General features: G+C 61.5%; 9 protein-coding genes. All 9 read left to right on the top strand.

Annotated features, from left to right (window positions below; all coding sequences use genetic code 11):
• Nucleotides 1–167 precede the first annotated feature (167 nt).
• Nucleotides 168–1,556 (top strand): site-specific integrase, encoded by a 1,389-nt coding sequence (locus EV669_RS13755; RefSeq protein WP_207913911.1) that lies wholly within the window; start codon nucleotides 168–170, stop codon nucleotides 1,554–1,556.
• Between the two features lie 66 nt (nucleotides 1,557–1,622).
• The gene (locus tag EV669_RS13750; protein ID WP_128664393.1) at nucleotides 1,623–1,811 is read left to right on the top strand and encodes a hypothetical protein; all 189 of its coding nucleotides are present in this window, start codon (nucleotides 1,623–1,625) and stop codon (nucleotides 1,809–1,811) included.
• 152 nt (nucleotides 1,812–1,963) lie between these two features.
• The gene (locus EV669_RS13745) at nucleotides 1,964–3,064 is read left to right on the top strand and encodes a Fic family protein (protein WP_132098990.1); all 1,101 of its coding nucleotides are present in this window, start codon (nucleotides 1,964–1,966) and stop codon (nucleotides 3,062–3,064) included.
• A gap of 9 nt (nucleotides 3,065–3,073) precedes the next feature.
• Nucleotides 3,074–8,350, top strand: coding sequence for a DEAD/DEAH box helicase (locus EV669_RS13740; protein WP_132098989.1), 5,277 nt, complete (start codon nucleotides 3,074–3,076; stop codon nucleotides 8,348–8,350).
• Between the two features lie 6 nt (nucleotides 8,351–8,356).
• The gene (locus tag EV669_RS13735) at nucleotides 8,357–11,143 is read left to right on the top strand and encodes a helicase-related protein (RefSeq protein ID WP_132098988.1); all 2,787 of its coding nucleotides are present in this window, start codon (nucleotides 8,357–8,359) and stop codon (nucleotides 11,141–11,143) included.
• A gap of 24 nt (nucleotides 11,144–11,167) precedes the next feature.
• Nucleotides 11,168–15,826 (top strand): Eco57I restriction-modification methylase domain-containing protein, encoded by a 4,659-nt coding sequence (locus EV669_RS13730; RefSeq protein ID WP_132098987.1) that lies wholly within the window; start codon nucleotides 11,168–11,170, stop codon nucleotides 15,824–15,826.
• 1 nt (nucleotide 15,827) lies between these two features.
• Nucleotides 15,828–17,759 carry a hypothetical protein gene (locus EV669_RS13725; protein WP_207913908.1) on the top strand — a complete coding sequence of 644 codons (1,932 nt, stop codon included), beginning with the start codon at nucleotides 15,828–15,830 and terminating at the stop codon, nucleotides 17,757–17,759.
• Between the two features lie 49 nt (nucleotides 17,760–17,808).
• Nucleotides 17,809–18,576, top strand: coding sequence for an HNH endonuclease (locus tag EV669_RS13720; RefSeq protein WP_132098986.1), 768 nt, complete (start codon nucleotides 17,809–17,811; stop codon nucleotides 18,574–18,576).
• Nucleotides 18,577–18,589: 13 nt separating this feature from the next.
• Nucleotides 18,590–20,078 (top strand): GmrSD restriction endonuclease domain-containing protein (locus EV669_RS13715; RefSeq protein WP_132098985.1); only part of this gene is annotated, 1,489 nt, incomplete at its 3' end.

Genomic DNA, 20,078 nt, shown 5'->3' with positions numbered 1-20,078 from the left:
GCTTCCCCGGCGACGGAGAAACCGTGGACGGCGCATCCGTCGCCGGTCATCTCGGAGATCTACGTGGAGGTGAATACAATGCAGAAGTAGTAGTAAAAAATATAAAACCACTACTACAGACAGGGGCTGTGGGTAACTCTCCGAAAACGGGAGAGGCTTCCGCGCCCTTGGACTTGTCGCACCCTTCTCTTCTGCCCTACCTGCGCGTCATCGCCGACGTAACCCGCCGCTTCGGCCCCTCGCTCTCAGCACAACAGATACAGCTTGTCGCCGACGAGCTGGCTGGCGTCCTGTCGGCAGCCGGTAGTGGCAAGCACGCGGGCATCCGCTCCGTGCGCTCATGGCTATTGGCCGTGATGAATAGCGCTGTCGCGGGAGAATTCATCGCCGAGTTCGCACCGAACATCGCCCGCTGGCGAAAGAACCGACAGGAGGCGATGGAGGCAGCGCAGTCGCGCGCTCCTGTACAACAGTCAGAAGCCGAGGTGAACGAAATGATCGACGCGAATGAGATGGTTGCGCTGATCGAATCGTGCCGGCGCGAGATGCAAGCCATGCTTCCGGCCGATGAATTTGCCAGCTTGAGTAGCAAGACCAGGCAAGACTATCGCCAGCTCGGCCGCACGCTGTTGCAGCGTGCCCGCTACGCCGAAGGTGGGGCGGCCGAAGTCATGACGGCCACCCTGCGTCCGACAACCTTCTACAAACGCGTCGCAGCGCTTCGCTACTGCCTGTACGCCGATCTTGTCGAGCAGCTGAAAAGCCTGCGTTCCGCGCTCTCTGCTCGACCTGTGGACGAGTTGCAAGTCATGGCCATCCAAGCCCAATTGCAACAACAGCGTGCATTTCTGCGCGAGTTCGATATGGCCCGGCAAAGCGGCCATCCCGGAGAGCGCCGCAAGCGTGCCAGCAAGCGGCAAGCCTTGCGCGGCCTCCCCGGCGACTGGCGCGAGCGACTGTATCAGCGCGCTGCGAAAGGCAAGTATGCCGATGCGATTCTGGTCGCCGCGCTGACCGGCTGCCGCCCGGAAGAGCTCCGGCAAGGCGTGCACATTCGCTGGGTGAACAATCCGCGCAACGACATGGGCGAGATCAATTTCGAGATCGATGGCGCCAAGGTCAAGGCGCATCAAGGCCAGCCGCACCGCTTGATCGCCTATGGCGCACACGATCCTCATCCATTGCTGGAGGCTCTGCGCATCCGTCTAGCGGGGCGGCGGGAATTGCTCGTTTGCATTGACAGCCCGGTCAACTTCACCGTCGAAGTCCGTCGGCTGGCACGTCACCTCTGGCCGAAGCACAAGCACGCTATCACGGCTTACTGCCTGCGCCACCAATGGGCAGCCGACCTGAAACGGCACGCGGCTGCGGACTCAGTCAGCCAGGGGCTGGGACATGCCAGCGCCAAGACACGGCGACACTACGGGCAAGCCAATCAGGCCAGCAGCCGGCATGCCCTGCATCCCATCGCCATCGAGGCTGAGCGCTCCGTGAGGCCGGCTACCGCTAAGGCACCGCGCCATCGAGCAGCCTCAAGCAAGACAGTCACCCCCTGAAGAGAATCATGGCGGGGTGAAGTAAAACGCAGTTCATTTGCGGGACATCACTGATGAGACGCTGCCATGTCACGCCTGAAGGACGAAACCCTATCCATCCGCACCTCCGCTGAGATCAAGCAACTTCTGCGCTTGGCTGCTGATCGCGAGCGTCGCTCGGTGGCTTCAATGATCGAAATTCTGGTGCTGGAATACGCTCGTACGTATGACCTGAAACCAGATCCTCAAGGTCTGTCAGTAAAGGGAAATATATGAGGGTGGCGAATGCCGAGGAGGTGCAAGCGCACGTCAAAATCAAGAAGCTGAGGAAATGGAGTAGTCAGAGACTGATAACAGGGTATTTGTAGAGACAGTACCCCATTTAATGGCTATGATTACCCCATTTAGACGGCCTGGGCCTACATTCCATGCACTCGCTCACACCCGAGTACCTTGCCGCGCTTCGCTTCGATGGCACCCAGGCCGCCACGTTGCGCACACTGGGCGAGTATCAAGGCAAGCAGCAACTCTATGCCGCGCAGTCGCCCGAAGCCCTCAAGGGTCTGTGCCAGATCGCGGTGGTGGAGTCCACCGAGTCATCTAACCGGCTGGAAGGCGTCGTCGTAGCGCCTTCGCGGTTGAAGTCTCTGGTCGTCCGCAATGCAACGCCAAAGAGCCGTTCCGAACAGGAGATCGCCGGCTACCGCGATGCCCTGGCGCTGATCCACGAGTCTGCCGCGCACATGCCCTTCAGCGAGGGTGTTGTGCTGCAAATCCACACCCTACTGTACCGTTACATGCCACAGGCGGGCGGGCGCTGTAAGGCTATCAATAACGACATCATCGAGCGTCACCCGGACGGCACGTCACGTCTACGCTTCCAGCCGGTCGCTGCGCACCTCACACCCATGGCTATGACCGATCTGGCCGGGCGCTACGCCACCGCGCTGGATCAACACCTGGCCGACCCCCTCGTACTGGTGCCGCTGGCGATGCTCGATTTTCTGTGCATTCACCCCTTCCCGGACGGCAACGGTCGCATGTCCCGCTTGCTGACCCTGCTGCTGCTCTACCACTTCGACTATGCCGTGGGGCGCTACATCAGTTTGGAACGCATCTTCGAGGAAACCAAGGAAGGCTATTACGAGACGCTGGAAGCCAGCTCGCAGGGCTGGCACCAGGGGCAGCACGACGCAAAGCCCTGGCTCGACTACTTCTGGGGTGCCTTGCTGCGGGCATACCGCGAGTTCGAGGAGCGTGTCGGCACCATCGAACGTGGCCGTGGCAGTAAAGGCGACCGGGTGCGAGCGGAAGTGCTGGGGCGCTGCCTGCCGTTTTCGATTTCCGAAATCGAAGAGGCCTGCCCGGGCGTGAGCCGGGACATGGTACGGCTGGTGCTGCGGGCGATGAAGTCAGAGGGATTGATCGAATCGACTGGCAAGGGAAGAGGGGCAAAGTGGAAGCGCGTCACAGCAGGCTCCTCGGATAGAGCAGCGGTTCTGGCGATTGACCGCAAGATGGATCAGTGAGGACTCTACATGGATAACGTTTTCCAGTTCCGCGACCAGCTCATCGAGCGATATGGCAGCTTTTCCCGCAGTTTCGTTCGTATCGCCGCGCCTGATATCCAAGCCGAGGTCGAACATCAGTATGCGCAGGGCCGCTATTGGCCTGAGCCGTTGGTACAGATCAACCCGAATTACCAACGCCAAGGCACGGTGCAGAAGCTGGTGGCAGAGGGGGTCTTGCATCCTGCCTGCGCAGAAATCTTCCAGGTTGGAAAGACTGAAGGCAAGCCAGAACCCCTGCATCTTTACAAGCACCAAATGGAAGCTCTGGCCAAAGGTCAGGAACGCCAGAGCTACGTTGTCACTACCGGAACGGGGTCGGGTAAGTCCCTGTCCTTTTTCATCCCAGTCATTGACCGCATTCTCAAAGCCAAGGACTCCGATGGCAAAGCACGTACCAGAGCCATTGTGATTTATCCAATGAACGCTCTGGCCAACAGCCAGCTGGAAGAGCTCGATAAGTTTCTGCATGGCTATGCGCCAGAGCACCGACCCTTCACCGTCAAGCGCTACACCGGCCAAGAAAGCCAGACAGAACGCCGCGCCATCGCGGATGACCCGCCCGATATCCTGCTCACCAACTTCATGATGCTGGAGTACATCCTCACGCGCTTCGACGAAGTGGATCGGCGCGTGGTGGAACACTGCGAGGGACTTGAGTTCCTGGTGCTGGATGAGTTGCATACCTATCGTGGCCGTCAAGGGGCGGACGTTGCCTTGCTGGTGCGTCGCCTGCGGGAGCGCTTGAAAGCCGAGCAACTGGTCTGTATCGGCACGTCTGCCACCATGTCCAGCGCAGGCAGCCAAGCTGACCGCAACCGCGTGGTGGCTGCTGTGGCCAGCAAACTGTTTGGCACCCGGATCACCGAGCATGATGTCATCGGCGAGACCCTGGAGCGCGTCACCAACCCACTCAAGGATGTCAACGCCATCCGCACAGAACTGCCGGAAGCCGTTGCGCGAAAGCAGGATATCTGGGCTGATTTCGACGCTTTTCGCAATGATCCGCTGGCCATCTGGGTGGAATTGAACCTGGGTATCGAGCTACCTGCGGACGAGCCTCCAAGGCGTGCGAGACCCATGACGCTGGAAGAGGCCAGCCGCCGTCTCGCCGAAGACGCGGGCTGCCAGCCTGAAGCCGCTCGTGCCGCCCTGCAACGTTTTCTGGTGGCAGCCCATGATGTGCGCTCGCCCCAAGGCAGGCCGCCTTTCGCGTTCAAGCTGCACCAGTTCATCAGTGGCCCGGGCAAGGTGCTCACCACGCTGGAAGAGCGTGGCAAGCGCCATGTCACGCTCGATGCCCAGCGTTTCGCGCCGGGGCGGCAGCAAGAGAATGTACTGCTTTACCCCACGCATTTCTGCCGCGATTGTGGCCAGGAGTACCTGCCTGTCTGGCACGCTCAGCAACCGGACCGCTTCAGCCCGCGTGAAATCGACGATATCGCAGCAGAAGACGACACCGCCAGCTATGGCTTCCTGTGCCCACTGGTGCCCGGGCAGCAATACGGTGGCCTGCTTGAAGACCTGCCGGAAACCTGGATCGACCTCAGCCGAAGCGAGCCCAAAGTCAAGTCAGCCTACAAGAATGCCGTTCCCTATATGGTCACGGTCGATGCCAAAGGACAAACAGGCTCCGGGACGGAGTTCTGGTTCATTCCCGGAAAGTTCCGCTTCTGCCTGAACTGCGGCACGACACACGAAGCCCACGGCAAAGATGCCAACCGCCTCTCCAGTTTGTCCGGGGAAGGCCGTTCTTCGGCCACTACCATGATTGCCCTGGCGGCCTTACAGCAACTGTTTGCACTTCCCGATCCGGCTCCAGGCCAACCTGATCCGCGTAAATTGCTTGGGTTTACCGACAACCGCCAGGATGCAGCGCTGCAGGCGGGTCACTTCAATGATTTCATTTTCCTGTTGACGCTGCGTGCCGGCTTGATCGGCGCACTACAGGCAAGTGGCGGCCAGCTTGATGAAGAAAACCTGGCCGAAAGCGTATTCAAGGCCCTCGGCTTTCAAGGGGTCGATGAAGCCACCTTGGTGGAATATCTGCGCACTCCCAAGCTCATGGGGCTGGCACGGCAGGAAGCGCAACGCACCTTGCGATTCATTATTGCCTACCGGCTGCTGCGCGATCTACGGCGTGGCTGGCGCTTCAATAATCCGAATCTGGATCAGCTTGGCCTGTTGCAGATTCGGTACCGAGACCTGGCTGCCTTTAGCGCTGACACCAGCATCTTTGCCGCAAACAGCACCTTGAACAAACTGACGGCGGTGCAGCGAGCAGTTCTGTACGAATTACTGTTCGACACGCTGCGTCGCCATCTGTGCCTGGAAAGCCGTTACCTCGACCCGGTCGAGCAGGACAAGGCACGTACCAGCGCCCACACCTACCTGAATGAACGTTGGGCCTTCGCTCCCGACGAAAAACTCGATACCGGCCGCTATCTCATCCTCGGCAAGCGCCCGGAATACAAGGGCAAGCCGCGCACCGACCTGGTGACGGGTGGCCCACGCTCCCGACTGTTGCGGCAAATCAAGACGGTCGCCTTCTGGCGCAACAGCGCATGCGCCAGCGAGGTAGCGCAGTGGAAAGATGCCGAGTGGGCCGTTCTGATCGAAGACATGCTCAAGGCAGCCAGCAACTATGGTTATGTGCAAAAACATGCCATTGATTCGCAACTCGCCGGCTGGCGCCTGAACGCAGCCGCCCTGGACTGGTGCCTGATTGCCGATCAGCCGCAAACCGATAGCAATCGCATCAACCAGTATTTCCGCACCCTGTATCTCGGCATTGCCGACCTGCTGCGTCAGCCTTCACATCCGCTGTTCGATTTCGAGGCCCAGGAACATACGGCCCAGGTGGATGCACCGCGCCGGCAACTGCTGGAGCAGCGTTTCCGTTACACCGAAAAGGACAGGCAAGACTGGGCGCAGAACCCGGCCCACGAAGCACCGCTGGAGCGTCTGCCGGTGATGTTCTGCTCTCCCACCATGGAGCTGGGAGTGGATATCTCTGCACTCAACACCGTGTACCTGCGCAATGTGCCGCCAACCCCGGCCAACTACGCCCAGCGCAGCGGCCGTGCGGGGCGTTCGGGCCAGCAGGCACTGGTCATCACCTACTGCGCGGCACTCAGCCCGCATGACCAGTGGTTCTTCCACAATGCCAGCGAGATGGTGCATGGCGTGGTACGTGCACCTACACTCGATCTGGCCAACCGTGACTTGATTGACAGCCATCTGCAAGCGGTCTGGCTGGCCAGCACCCAGGTGCCGCTGGACGACAGTATTGCTCCCATGCTGGATCTTGATCGGCCCGGCAAACCACTGAAACAGCCCTTGCAGGAAGCGCTACAGGCGCAGACCGTCCAGCAGCGTGCCCTGGCCAGTGCCTGCCGGGTCATCGATCAGCTCAAGGAAGAGCTGGTAAGCAGCGCCTGGTTCACGCCTGACTACGTACACCAGGTCATCGCCAATGCACCCAAGGCGTTCTCCGAAGCGCTGGAACGCTGGCGCGTGTTGTTCGATGCGACGCGTCAGCAGATGGACATGGCGGATCGCATCGTCAAGAGCCATACCGCTTCGCACACCGAGCGCCAGAATGCCCAGCGCCGTTACGGCGATGCCGCGCGCCAGTACGCCGTCTTGCTCAAGTCCGGCAACGGCCAGAACAACGATTTCTACACCTATCGCTACCTGGCCAGCCAAGGCTTCCTGCCCGGCTACAACTTTCCGCGCCTGCCGCTGATGGCCTGGATTCCCGCCCGTGGCGGTCAGACCGTCAATGGCAAGGATGACGAAGGCAGCATGGTCAGCCGTCCGCGTTTCCTGGCCTTGTCAGAATTCGGCCCTCGCAGCCTCATCTATCACCAGGGCCGCATGTACCGCGTGGTGCGTGCCAAACTCAACGTCGGCAATACAGACCACATTTCCGGCAGCGGCCAGTTGGCCACCATTGCCTCTCTGGTGTGCAGTCAGTGCGGCTACGGTCATCTCGGTGAGCCGGGCGGCGAACAGCCGCTGGTCAATCGCTGCGAGAACTGTGACGCCCTGCTCACCGAGCAAGATTGGGTGCGCGAGCTCTACCGCATCGAAACCGTGGAGACGGTAGCCACCGAGCGCATCTCCATCAACGACGAGGAACGCCAGCGTCAGGGCTTCGAGCTGCAGACCACCTACCGTTTCCTGCCCGGGCCCGATGGCCAGATTCAGAAGCAGAAAGCCGAAGTCCGGCTGGGCGAAGAATTGTTGGGCGAACTTACTTATGCGCCTGCTGCGCAAATCTGGCGTATCAACCGCGGTTGGCGCAGGCGCAAGAACAAGGAGCAACTGGGCTTCTACATCAACCCCATCACGGGCACCTGGAGCAAGCAGGACGCACCGGATGCGGAAGACGACAAGGGCAACGACGATGCCTTGCTGGAAAAGGTGCCGCCCCAGCGCATCGTTCCCTTTGTGGAAGATCATCGCAATCTGCTGATCTTCGCGCCTTTGCATGCCCTGTCGCTGGAGGCCATGGCCACTCTGCAGGCTGCCCTCAAGCGTGGCATCGAAATGACCTTCCAGATCGAGGAATCCGAGCTGGTGGTCGAGCCACTGCCCAAGGCAGATGAGCGCCGTGCCTTGCTGTTCTACGAAGCGGCCGAAGGCGGTGCAGGCGTGCTCACTCGTCTGGCGAATCATCGCGACGACCTTGCACTCGTCGCCAGCAATGCCCTGCAACTGATTCACTACCGCGCACCGCAGAGCGGCGTTTGGACGCTGGACGATCTGCCGTCACTGGAGCAGACCGATGAACTGGGCAATCATCAATGCGAGGCCGGCTGTTACCAATGCCTGCTCTCCTACTTCAATCAGCCGGATCACGAGCACATCAACCGCCGTAACGCGGATGCACTCAAGCTGCTGGTCGCGCTTGCCAATGCTCAGGTGCAGCCCGTAGCGAACAGCCCGGCCACCGTTGCCGCAACGACTTCAGAAGACGAGCTGCTCGACGTCTGGCTGTCCGCACTCCGCCAGGTCGGGGCTAGACAACCTGATGCGGTCAATGTACCCGTCAACAATGGCGCGGCCATCGCCGCAGCCCAGTACAAGGCATCTCGTGCGTTGGTGTTTCTGTCCACAGTGGATGAGCAGACCGCCAGCGTATTGCAGGACAAAGGCTGGCAGGTGCTCGATTTTTCGGACGCTTCACAGTGGCCACAACAGTTCGCCGCACACGCCGATGTGTTCGGCCCCAAGGAATAAAGGCACATGACAACCCTTGAACACGACTTTCTGCCCGGCAGCCTGGTACGTGCCCGAGGCCGCGAATGGGTGGTGCAAAACGACTCCCGCCGCGACTGGCTGCGCCTGCGTCCATTGAGCGGCGCCGAGGACGAAAGCATCGCCCTGATCCCAGAGCTAGAACTGCATCCCGTCGAGCCGGCCTCCTTCGAATGGCCCGATCCCGCGCACGCCGGCAACCACGCCGCCGCGCTGTTGCTGCGCGATGCCTTGCGGATGACACTGCGTGCCGGTGCCGGCCCGTTCCGCTCCTTTGGCAATATCGCCGTGGAGCCGCGCGGCTACCAGCTTGTGCCGCTGCTGATGGCACTGCGACTGTCTACCGTGCGCCTGCTGATTGCTGATGACGTCGGCATCGGCAAGACCATCGAAGCCGGCCTGATCGCACGTGAGCTCATGGACCGTGGCGAAATCGCCTGCCTGGCCATCCTATGTCCGCCACATCTGGTCGAGCAATGGCAAAGTGAGCTGGAAACCCGTTTCAACCTGCACGCGATCGCGCTGACCTCGGCATCCGCATCGCGCATCGAACGCGAACTGCCGCATGGCGTGCGCCTGTTCGACCATCATCCCGTGGTGGTCGTCAGCCTGGACTACATCAAGAGCGAACGCCACCGCGAACAGTTTCTCGCTACCGCCCCCGAATGCATCATCGTTGACGAGGCCCACACCTGCGCCAGCAGCGGCGCGGGCAAGCAATTGCGCTTCGAGCTGCTGCAACGCCTTGCCCGTGACGCGCAGCGACACCTGGTTCTGCTGACCGCCACCCCTCACTCTGGTGACGAAACCGCCTTCTATAACTTGCTGTCGCTGCTCGATCCACGTTTTGCCGCATTACAAGGCCGCATGACAGCCTCCGACCCGCTGCGTCAGGAACTGGCCCGCCACTTCGTCCAACGCCGTCGCAAGGACATCGTTGAATGGCAGGCCGAGACCCATGACGGACGAGGTTTTCCCCGCCGCATGAAAACCGAGCTTACCTACCAGCTCAGCGGCGAATGGGGCGCGTTCTTCGACGCCGTGCAGGATTACTGCCGCGAACTGGCTGAAACTGTTGAGCAGCAAGAACAGCAAGGCGGCGCGCGCCTCATCTGGTACGCCACCCTGGCATTGTTGCGCTGCGTGGCTTCGTCGCCCGCAGCCGCCGTCAAGGCGTTGACCACTCGGCTGGAAGGCACTGTGCCGGACGAGACGCTTCTCGGCGATGAGCGCCTGCACGATGGCGAGGCCGATGACCTCTCCGGCAGTGATCTGGAGCCGCCAGCACAGGTGCAGGACGCTGCGCCGCGCCTGCAAGCCTTGATCGCCGACGCGCAACGTCTTTCCGGTAAGGCCGGTGATCCAAAGCTGGCTGCGCTCATCCGGCATATTGACCTCCTGGTGAAGGATGGCTTCCACCCGGTGGTGTTCTGTCGCTACATCGCCACCGCTCATTACGTGGCCGAACACCTCAAGGCCGCTTTTCCGAAGGCCTCCGTCGATGCCATCACCGGCGAACTCACCACCGAAGAGCGCCGCGAGCGCGTGGATGAGTTGGAGGATGCCGAGCAACGCATCCTGGTCGCCACCGACTGCCTCTCCGAAGGCATCAACCTGCAGCACCTGTTCACCGCTGTCGTCCACTACGACCTGGCCTGGAACCCCACCCGCCACGAACAGCGCGAAGGCCGCGTCGATCGTTTCGGTCAGCAGGCCGATGAGGTGCGCTGCACCATGCTCTACGGGCAGGACAACCCGGTCGATGGTTTTGTGCTCAACGTCATCCTGCGCAAGGGCGAAACCATCCAAAAGGAACTGGGCGTGCTGGTACCCCTCCCTGAGGACGAAGCCCGCATCAACCAGGCCCTGGTCAAGGCCGCGCTCATGCGGCGCAGCAACAGCAGCATGGCATCGCCGCAAGCCAGTTTCGATTTCGGTGAATCCGAGCAACTGCTGGCGCCATTGCAGGCCCAGTGGCAGGACGCCCTGGAGAAAGCCAAAGCCAACCGCACCGTCTTTGCCCAACGCCGCATCAAGCCCGACGAGGTGTTGCCGGAGTGGCATAAACAGCAACACGCCCTGGGCACCCAGGCCGATGTGCAGCGTTTCCTGCAAAGTGCCTGCGTGCGCCTCGGATCGCCTCTGGAAATGAGCCGCAAGCAGGCCCGCTTCCTGCCCCAGCATCTGCCCGAAGCCCTGCGCCAGCGTCTAGCCGACGAAGGCATCAACAAACCGCAAAGCATCGACTTCGCCGAACTGCACCGCAGCCACCCGCTGGTCGGCCTGCTGGCGCAGCACTTGCTGGAAGATGCCCTCAGCAGCGAACGTCCGCTGGCCGCCCGTTGTGCTGCCACGCTGACCGACGACGTCGATGTTGTCACCACGATCTATCTGCTGCGCTTGCGCCATCAGCTCAGCTACGTGCGCCGTCGCGAGCCTTTCCAGATGATGGCCGAGGAGACCGTGGCCCTGGCCGTGCGTGGCCGTGCCAATCCGCAATGGCTGGCCGATGACAGCGTGAACCGCCTGCTCGAATGCACGCCCAGTGGCAACCTGCCCGCAGAAGCCGTGCAACGCGAGGTGTGCGCCGCGCTCGATTTCCTCGCCGCGCATCCCCAACCACTGCAAGCCCTGGCAGAGCAACGCGCCCAAGCCCTGTTGGCCGACCACGAGCGCGTACGCGCCGCCGCCCGCGACGTGGGCCACCACAGCGTCAGTCCCTGCCTGCCAGTGGATGTGATGGGTGTGTACGTGCTGCTGCCCGACTCGCTATAAGCCTCGGCCTAAAGAAGAACAACCATGAAACGCATCCGCAAGACCCAGGCCACGCTGGATTTGCCCACTCTCAAGCTTGAAGGTGGCCTGTTCCTGCCCGACCAACTGGAAAAAGCCGCCCAGGGCCGCGCCAGCGCCCAGAGCGAGGCCGATTACGGCACCCCCAAGGGCGTCAAGCTCAAGGACGAATACAGCCGCGCCTTCCAGATCGCCTGCGCCCAGTGGCAGCACTTCGCCGCGCAGATGGAGCGCGCCGACGTCGATGCCGCCCAGCTCACCACCGCTTTCGTGCACGAACTGCTGCGCGATGCCTTCGGGTACGCCACCCTGCAAGCCACTTCGGCACAGTCGGTGGGGGAACTGCGCTACCCCGTCAGCCTGACGAACGGCAGCCTGCCCGTACTCGTTGCGCCGTATTCCCTGGGGCTGGACGAGGCCGACGCGCACTTTGCCGTGCAGGGCGGTGGTAGTCGCAGGAAAGCCCCTTTCCAGGCCATGCAGGAGCTGCTCAACGCCAGCCCTGATCACCTCTGGGGCATCGTCAGCAACGGCAGGCAACTGCGCCTGTTGCGCGACGCCGCCAGCCTCACCCGCCCCAGCTTTCTCGAAGTCGATCTGGCCGACCTTCTGGGCGGCCAGCGTTATGCCGAATTCGCCAACGTTTGGCGTCTACTGCATGCCAGTCGCGCATTCCGCCCCGGCCAAGGCGCTACGGCGTGCATCTGGGAACAATGGCGTAGCGAAGGCCAACAGGAAGGCACTCGCGTGCGCGATGGTCTGCGCAACGGCGTCGAGCAGGCCCTGCTGACCCTAGGTGCAGGCTTCCTGCAACACCCCGCCAACCATGCCCTGCGTGCCGCTCTGAACGACGGCACGCTCAGCAAGGACGCTTACTTTCAGCAACTGCTGCGCCTGATCTACCGCCTCATCTTCGTCTTCACGGTCGAGGAACGCGGCGTGCTGCACCCCCAGTTACCAGAACAGCATGGCAGCGCCGATGCGCTGGCCGCCCGCCGTGCCTATGCCGAAGGCTACGCCCTGGCCCGCCTGCGCGAACTCTGCCTCAAGCGCCGCGCCCGCACCCGGCACGACGACCAGTGGCAGGCCATCCGCATCGTCTTTCGCGGCCTGGCCCAAGGCGAGCCGCGCCTGGCGCTGCCCGCGCTGGGCGGCCTGTTCGCCCCCGAACAATGCCCCGATCTGGATAACGCCAGCCTGGATAACGCCCACCTGCTCGCCGCCCTGCAACACCTGCGCTGGGCAGTGGTCGCGCAAGGCAAGGGCAGCAGCCTCACCCCGGTGGACTACCGCAACATGGGGCCGGAAGAGTTGGGCAGCGTTTATGAAAGCCTGCTGGAACTGGTGCCCGCCATCGACCTGCCCGCACGCACCTTCGGCTTCGTCGGCCGCACCGAGGAAGGTAGCACCGCCGGCAATGCCCGCAAGCTCACCGGCAGCTACTACACCCCCGACAGCCTGGTGCAGGAACTGATCAAGAGCGCACTCGATCCCGTCATCGAACAGCGCCTGGCGGCCCATCCGGCCAACCCCACCGAGGCGCTGCTGGCCATCCGCGTCATCGACCCGGCCTGCGGCAGCGGCCACTTCCTGCTGGCCGCCGCCCGCCGCTTGGCGGAAAAGCTGGCCCAGTTGCGCAGCCTCGAAGGTGGGCAGGAAGGCGCCATCCAGCCGCAGGACTACCGCCACGCCCTGCGCGAAGTGGTGGCTTGCTGCATCTATGGCGTGGATCGCAACCCCATGGCCATCGAACTGGCGCGCATGGCACTGTGGCTGGAAGGCTACGAGGAAGGCCGCCCGCTGGGCTTTCTCGACCACCACCTGCAAGTGGGCGACGCCCTGCTGGGCCTGACCGACCTGAACGTGCTGGAACAAGGCATCGCCAAGGATGCCTTCAAGCCCTTGAGTGGCGACGACAAGGACGTCTGCAAGGAACTGGCCAAGGCCAACGCCGCCGGCCTCAAGCAGATCGCCAAAGACCTGCAAGGCAAGCAGATGCTGTTGGGCGTGGACAACCGCAGCGGCCTGGAAGCCCTGCGCGCCATTGAGGCCCTGCCCGCCGACACGCCCGAACAGGTGGTAGGCAAGGAACAGGCCTGGCGCCACTTTCTGGAGGACTCCGCTCACAGCCCGCTGGCCCACGCCGCCGATGCGCTGGTGGGTGCCTACCTGCTGCCCAAGACGGAGGACACGGCAGAAGCCGTGCCCACCAGCATCACCCTGCATGCGCTACTCACCATGCCGGAACGCGCCCAGACCGAGCACGCCAACTCCATCGCCACTGCACGCACGGCCTGCGAGCAGGCCCGCGTGTTCCACTGGCCGCTGGCCTTCCCGCAGGTATTCGCGCAAGGCGGCTTCGACTGCGTGCTGGGCAACCCGCCGTGGGAACGCATCAAGCTGCAAGAGGAAGAATTTTTCGCTACCCGCCACCACGACGTGGCGCAAGCTCGCAACAAGGCCGAACGCGCCCAGCGCATCCATTGGCTCAGCGAAGGCATGCTGGCGCGCCACCTGTACCCCGATCTGGCCCACGAAACGCATGAGGACGAGGCCGAAAAACGCCTCTACCGTGAATTCGTTACCGCCCGCCGCACGGCGGAGGCGGCCAGCGTGTTTGCCCATGTGAAAGGCACCGATGGCGGCCGTTATCCGCTGACCGGCGTGGGCGACGTGAACACCTACGCGCTGTTTGCCGAAACCATCCTGCAAATCCATGCCGACAGTGGCCGCGCTGGCTTCATCGTGCCGACAGGCATTGCTACCGACGACAGCACCAAGACGTACTTCGGCCACATCACCCAGAACCGGCGGCTGGTCAGCCTGTACGACATCGAGAATCGCGAAAAGCTGTTCCCGGCCGTCGATAGCCGCATGAAGTTCTGCCTGCTCACCCTGGGCGCAGCGGAACGGGCCGAGTTCGTCTGCTTCGCCACCCAGGTCAACCAACTGGCCGACCCGCGCCGCCGCTTCACCCTGACGCCCGAGGAATTCCGCCTTATCAACCCCAACACGCTCACCTGCCCGGTGTTCCGCAGCGAGCGCGATGCGGAGCTGACCAAGAAGCTCTACCGCGCCGCCCCGGTGCTGATGCGCGATGCCGTTACCGCAGGCGAGGGAAAGCAAGCCAAAGTGGTGGAGCCCGCGCAAAACCCGTGGGGCATTTCGTTCATGGCGATGCTGCACATGTCCAACGACAGCCACCTGTTCAAGGACGAGCCAGCCACCGACCATCTGCCGCTCTACGAAGCCAAGCTTATCCACCAGTTCGACCATCGCTGGGCCACCTACACGGCGGACGGCAACAGTCGCGATGTCACGCTGCCCGAAAAAACCAACCCGGATTTCACCGTCACCCCGCGCTACTGGGTCAGCCGCGCCGAGGTGGAAGAGCGTCTATGCAAACGCGACCGCGATGGCCGCGTCATCTGGCAATGGGAGCGGGATTGGTTGATGGGTTGGCGGGATATTACCAACGCGACCAATGAGCGGACGGTGATTGCGTCGGTGATGCCCCTGGCAGGCATCGGGAACAAAATCCCGCTATTTCTGTTTGGCGACCAAGTAGAAGCGCCCCAAGCTGCGGCATTCCTCGCCAATCTATCCAGTCTTGCACTGGACTTCGCCGCACGACAAAAGATTGGCGGCACAACGCTGAACTATTTCTACCTCAAGCAATTTCCAGTACTGCCCACAGACCGCTACACCGAAGCCGACCTCGCCTTCATCGTCCCGCGCGTACTGGAACTGACCTACACCGCCCACGACCTCTCCGGCTGGGCACAGGACTTGGGCTACGACGGCGAACCCTTCCCCTTCGACCCCGACCGCCGCGCCACCCTGCGCGCCGAGCTCGATGCCTACTACGCCAAACTCTACGGCCTCACCCGCGACGAACTGCGCTACATCCTCGACCCCGCCGACATCATGGGTGCCGACTACCCCAGCGAAACCTTCCGCGTGCTCCGAAACAATGAGCTGCGGGATTTCGGGGCTTACAGAGAGGAGTCAGCCACGCCCCTTCGATTGGCCAGTGTCGATGGTGAAACCGGTCGTGACTATGTCCAATACCGCACCCAGCATCTGGTATTAGAAGCCTTCAAGCGAGGCTCCCAGATGCAAGATGCATTGGCTGATCAGGGTAAGACTACAGCTTGGCAGCTTGTCGATCGAACGTCCCTGCCTGACGGAGCTTGGGCACGACCACAGCAGGATGAAGGTGCGGAGACGGGAGTGCTTCTAGCCGCCTTGCTTAAGGTTTTGGAAGCACCATGGCCGGTACGCCATGTACGTCTTGCCGCTGTCTTGGCGCTTGAGCCCAGGCTGATGACGCCTTTGTTGAATGAAAAGGATGCTCTGGATTGGCAACGCCTGATAGGCGAAGAAGCAAGGCCACTCTCTGGGACGGTGTCGAGTTTCATCCCGCGTGCAAATCAGGCTTGGGGCAGGGCCGTGCGTTTTCTGCGAAGCAATGGCTACCTGGTTGAAGATCTGGGGGCGGGCACTTGGACTAAAGGCATCGAACTGGATGTGCCTGGCGCCGAATGGGCGCAAGGGCGCGCCCAGATGATCGTTTCGTTCCTGCGAGCACGAGGACAGGACTTCGATCGAGTTATTTACGAATTGCCTGACGAGATAGGGGAATGGATTGAAGCCGCAGCCTGACATGTTCCAGCAACAGCTATGCCTCACTCCACCGGCACAGATGCGTGAGCCACGTTTATGGGTGAGGCGGCTGGTGATATGGGAAAAACCTGGGGAGCCGCCCTTGCGGGATGTTCCATTACGTCCAGGCCTGAACATCGTCTGGACGCCAGACGACAACGGCATCGGCCATGGCGGAGGCAAGACCTTGTTCTGCAGGCTGCTGCGCTATTGCCTGGGCGAGGACAAGTTTGCTCCCGAAGATCAGCGCGACGGAATCGGTTCGGCGTTTCCCAACGGATGGGTTGGCATGGAAGTCGTGCTGGACGGCGCCTGTTGGGCCGTCCTTCGACCCTTGGGTATCCGGCGGCGGCATTTCGCGGTACTGGATGGCAATCTCGATGAGCTTGTTCTCAGTGAAATGCCGGCCACCGGCCTGTCTCCGTTGCTCAACGCCATCGAAGAGAATCTGCTGACACCAGGCGTCAGAGATCTGATCGCTGGCAAGAAACAAGGGCATCAGGCCTGGCAGATTGCGCTGGCGCTGTTGAGCAGGGACCAGGAATGCAGATTCGACCATGTTCTTGAATGGCGGTCCTCACTATCCGACTCGGAGTCGCCGGCGCGGGGGTTGAATCGAACCGAGAGGCTGGAGGCACTGCGAGCCCTGTTGAACGCCATCGATCCCTCCGAACAGACCCTCCGCGTCGACATCGCCGCGATGAGCGAGTCGAGCCGCAGCCAGGAGCAGGAAATAGGCCATCGTGCCTGGGAAATCCGCAAGCTGAGAAAGCAGCTTTTGGAAATGCTTGGCGTTGCGGACGATGAGCTTGCGCAGGGGGCTCTGGGCGTCGAAATCCTGCGCCGAGCGGCACAGGAGCGATTGGCAGCGCAAACCCAGTCCCGCAGTGCGGGCTCGACTCAGGACATCGACGCCGCGCGACAGGCACACGAAAACGCACAGGCGGAAGTGGCAAAAATCCAGTCTGATATCAATACACAGGAGGCTGTGGTTCCAGTCATTGAGCGCACGATATCCGCGATCAAGGGCGAATATCCAACATTGGCCTACTCGCTTAGAGAAGCAGAGAACTATCCTTGCCCCATCTGTGAAGTGCCCATTGACCGCGTTCTAGCCAGTCAGTGCGGGTTGTCCCACAAGATTCCCGATCTGGATGCCTGCAAGGCCAGGTTGGAGATCGGCAAAAAGACGCTGGAGGATGAACAGGGTCGCCTTGAGTTTGCCAATTCCCAGCTGAAACAGTTAAGACCTAAGCTGGCGCTCGCGAAACAGGATGCAGCGCGCAAGGAACAGCATTACCAGAACCTGCTGAAGCTTCGCGAGCAGCGCGATGGGGCGTGGTATGCCGCGCGCAAAGCCGTGGACGATGTCGAGCGCCTCGCCTCGCTGCTCGAACAGCAGCAATCTGCCGGAACCCGCCTGGATAGACTCCAAACCGAGATTGAGCAAGCACGGGAGCGGATAGCGGCGCTGCAAAGTCAGAACGCGACTGCTTTCTCGAAGCTTTCCCAGAAGTTCGACCCGATCATTCGATGTTTGGTCGGACCCGAAGCAAGTGGTGAAATCCGATTGACCGGAAACGGGCTAAGCCTGGTTGTCCAGATGGGCGGGAATCGTTCGACATCTGCGATTGATTCGCTGAAAGTCGTAGCCTTCGATCTCGCGACCCTTTGCATGAGTATAGATGGTGACACGAGGCTTCCGGCTTTCCTGATCCATGACAGCCCACGTGAAGCAGACCTTGGGCTCGCTTTGTACCACGGCCTGTTTCATCTTACGCATGAACTGGAAAGGGTTGGTCCGGCCCCCTTGTTTCAGTACATCGTGACGACCACTACCCCACCTCCGATGGAGTATGCACACGCACCTTGGCTTGCTTTGCAGCTTCGTGGTTCGCCAGCTTCCGATCGTCTCTTAAGAAGAGATTTGTAAATGGGGAGGCAGGAATGAGTTTTCGAAGACTGGACCGAGAGTTGGTTGAATGAACCCCCTGCAACGCACCCTGATCGAAAAAGCCGGCCACGACAATGGCTTCGAGCACGTGCTATCTCCGGCAGGCGATGCGGTGACACTGGCTTCGGCCCGTCATCGCAGTCAGGCAGTGGTGACAGCATTGGCCGAAGGCTTTGAGGTGTGCTTTCAGCCGGCCACATCCGCGTTATTGCCGGAATTGCTGCGCAGCTTTCAGCCCTGGGCCGGCGCTGCTGGCGTATTTTGGGTGTCCACCCTGGCCGATCTGGCCGCCCTGCTGCGCCGTGCGGCCAGTCTGTCGCAGGCCTTGCCGAACCAGGCGGTAAGCGACTACCACGCTGCCGTGGCGCAAGCGGTGGAAGCGATGCCTGCCGAAGCTCGGGGCACGGAAGTCGAACGCCTGGTGCGTCAGCGTGTGGGACAGGCGCGTTACCGCGATGCCTTGCTCGCTTACTGGGGTGGCGCCTGTGCGGTAACCGGCATCAATGTGCCCGAGGTGCTGCGTGCCAGCCATGCCAAGCCCTGGGCCGAATGCGCCGATGATGCCGAGCGGCTGGATGCCTTTAACGGTTTTCTGCTGGTGGCCAATCTGGATGCGTTGTTTGATCGCTTTCTGATCAGCTTCGACGATACCGGGTACTTGCTGACCAGCGCCCGCCTGTCCGCAGGCGATCTGCAGGGGCTTGGCATTCAGCCGGGCATGAGGCTGCGCTGGCTGGCCCGCGAGCACTTGCATTATCTGCAATGGCACCGCGAGCGCTTCCTGCTCACATCCTGATCGAGGAAATAGCATGGCCAAGGCCGAAGCAAGCGTTGAAGAACTGGTATCCATGATCGAGCGCGGCGAGCTGCGCTTGCCGGAGATGCAGCGCCAGTATGTGTGGCGTTCTACACGGGTGCGCGATTTGCTGGATTCGCTGTATCGCGGCTACCCATCGGGCGCCATCCTGCTTTGGGAAACGGATGAAGCCGTGCCGCTGCAGGATTTCGCGGTCAGCCAGAGCACGAACCCCTACCAAAGCACGCGGCTTCTGCTGGATGGTCAGCAGCGTCTGACATCACTCTCGGCCGTCATTCGCGGCGAGCCGGTGTCGGTGCGCGGCCGTCGTCGGCCCATCGACCTGTTGTTCAACCTCGAGCATCCCGACCAACTGGCGGTTGTGACCGAAGTGGAAGAAAACGGTGGCGATGAGGAGGATTTCGATGAGGACGGCGAACTGATCGGTGACGAGACGGACTCGACCGAGGACGAACTGCTCAAGCGCTTCAACAAGATGACCTTCGTGGTGGCAACCCGCAAGCTGGAGCAGTTGCCGCAGTGGGTGAAAGTGTCGGACGTGTTCAAGACCGACAACGATGCACCGTTCCTCAAACGTGCCGGCGTCAGCGGTTTTGACGATCCGCGTTACGAGAAGTACAGCCAGCGCCTGGCCCGGCTGCGAGGCATCCGCAAGTACGTTTACCGGATGGATGTACTGGAGCGCACGCTTTCATATGACGAGGTCACGGAAATCTTCGTCCGGGTGAATTCACTGGGCGCCAAGCTGCGCAGTTCCGACCTGGCGTTGGCGCAGATCACTGCCAAGTGGCGGCACTCGCTGCAGACATTCCAGGATTTTCAGAAGGCCTGTGCCAGCACGGGATTTGATCTTGATCTCGGCTTGCACCTGAAGAACCTGATGGCGTTTGCCACCGGTCAGTCGAGGTTCCAGGTCGTTGGCAACCTGAACGTCGAGAAGCTGCAGAAGGCATGGAAGGAAGCCTGCGATGGAATGGAGTTTGCGCTCAACTTTGCCCGCAGCAACCTTGGCATTGATAGCCCGGCGCTGCTGTCGTCACCCTTCCTGTTGGTGGTGCTGGCGTATTTCGGACACAGCCGCAACTATGCGTTGAGCAACAACGAGGCGCACCAGTTGCGCTACTGGGCCTTGGCCGCCAATGCCAAAGGCCGTTTCTCTCGCGGCTCCAGTGAGACCATCCTGGATCAGGATTTGGCGACCATCCGCAATGGCGGCGGCGTCAATGAACTGATCGACCGGCTGAAGCTGCAGTTCGGCCACCTTGAGATCACGCCGGAAGAGCTGGAAGGACGCAACCAGCGCAGTGCGCTGTTCAAGACCATGTTCCTGGCATTTCGTGCGGCAGGTGCCAAGGATTGGCGCAGCCACCTTGCCATTGCTCTGGACCACTCGGGCAGTCAGCACCGCTTGCAGTTTCATCACATTTTCCCCAAGGCATTGATTAGAGTCTGCTTAACACCTAGAGTGGTCTACGAAATAG

It is taken from the genome of Gulbenkiania mobilis, assembly GCA_004346645.1.
Taxonomy (GTDB): Bacteria; Pseudomonadota; Gammaproteobacteria; order Burkholderiales; family Chromobacteriaceae; genus Gulbenkiania; species Gulbenkiania mobilis.
Note: the sequence above shows the minus strand (reverse complement) of the source record. Positions and strands in the feature narration are given on the sequence as shown.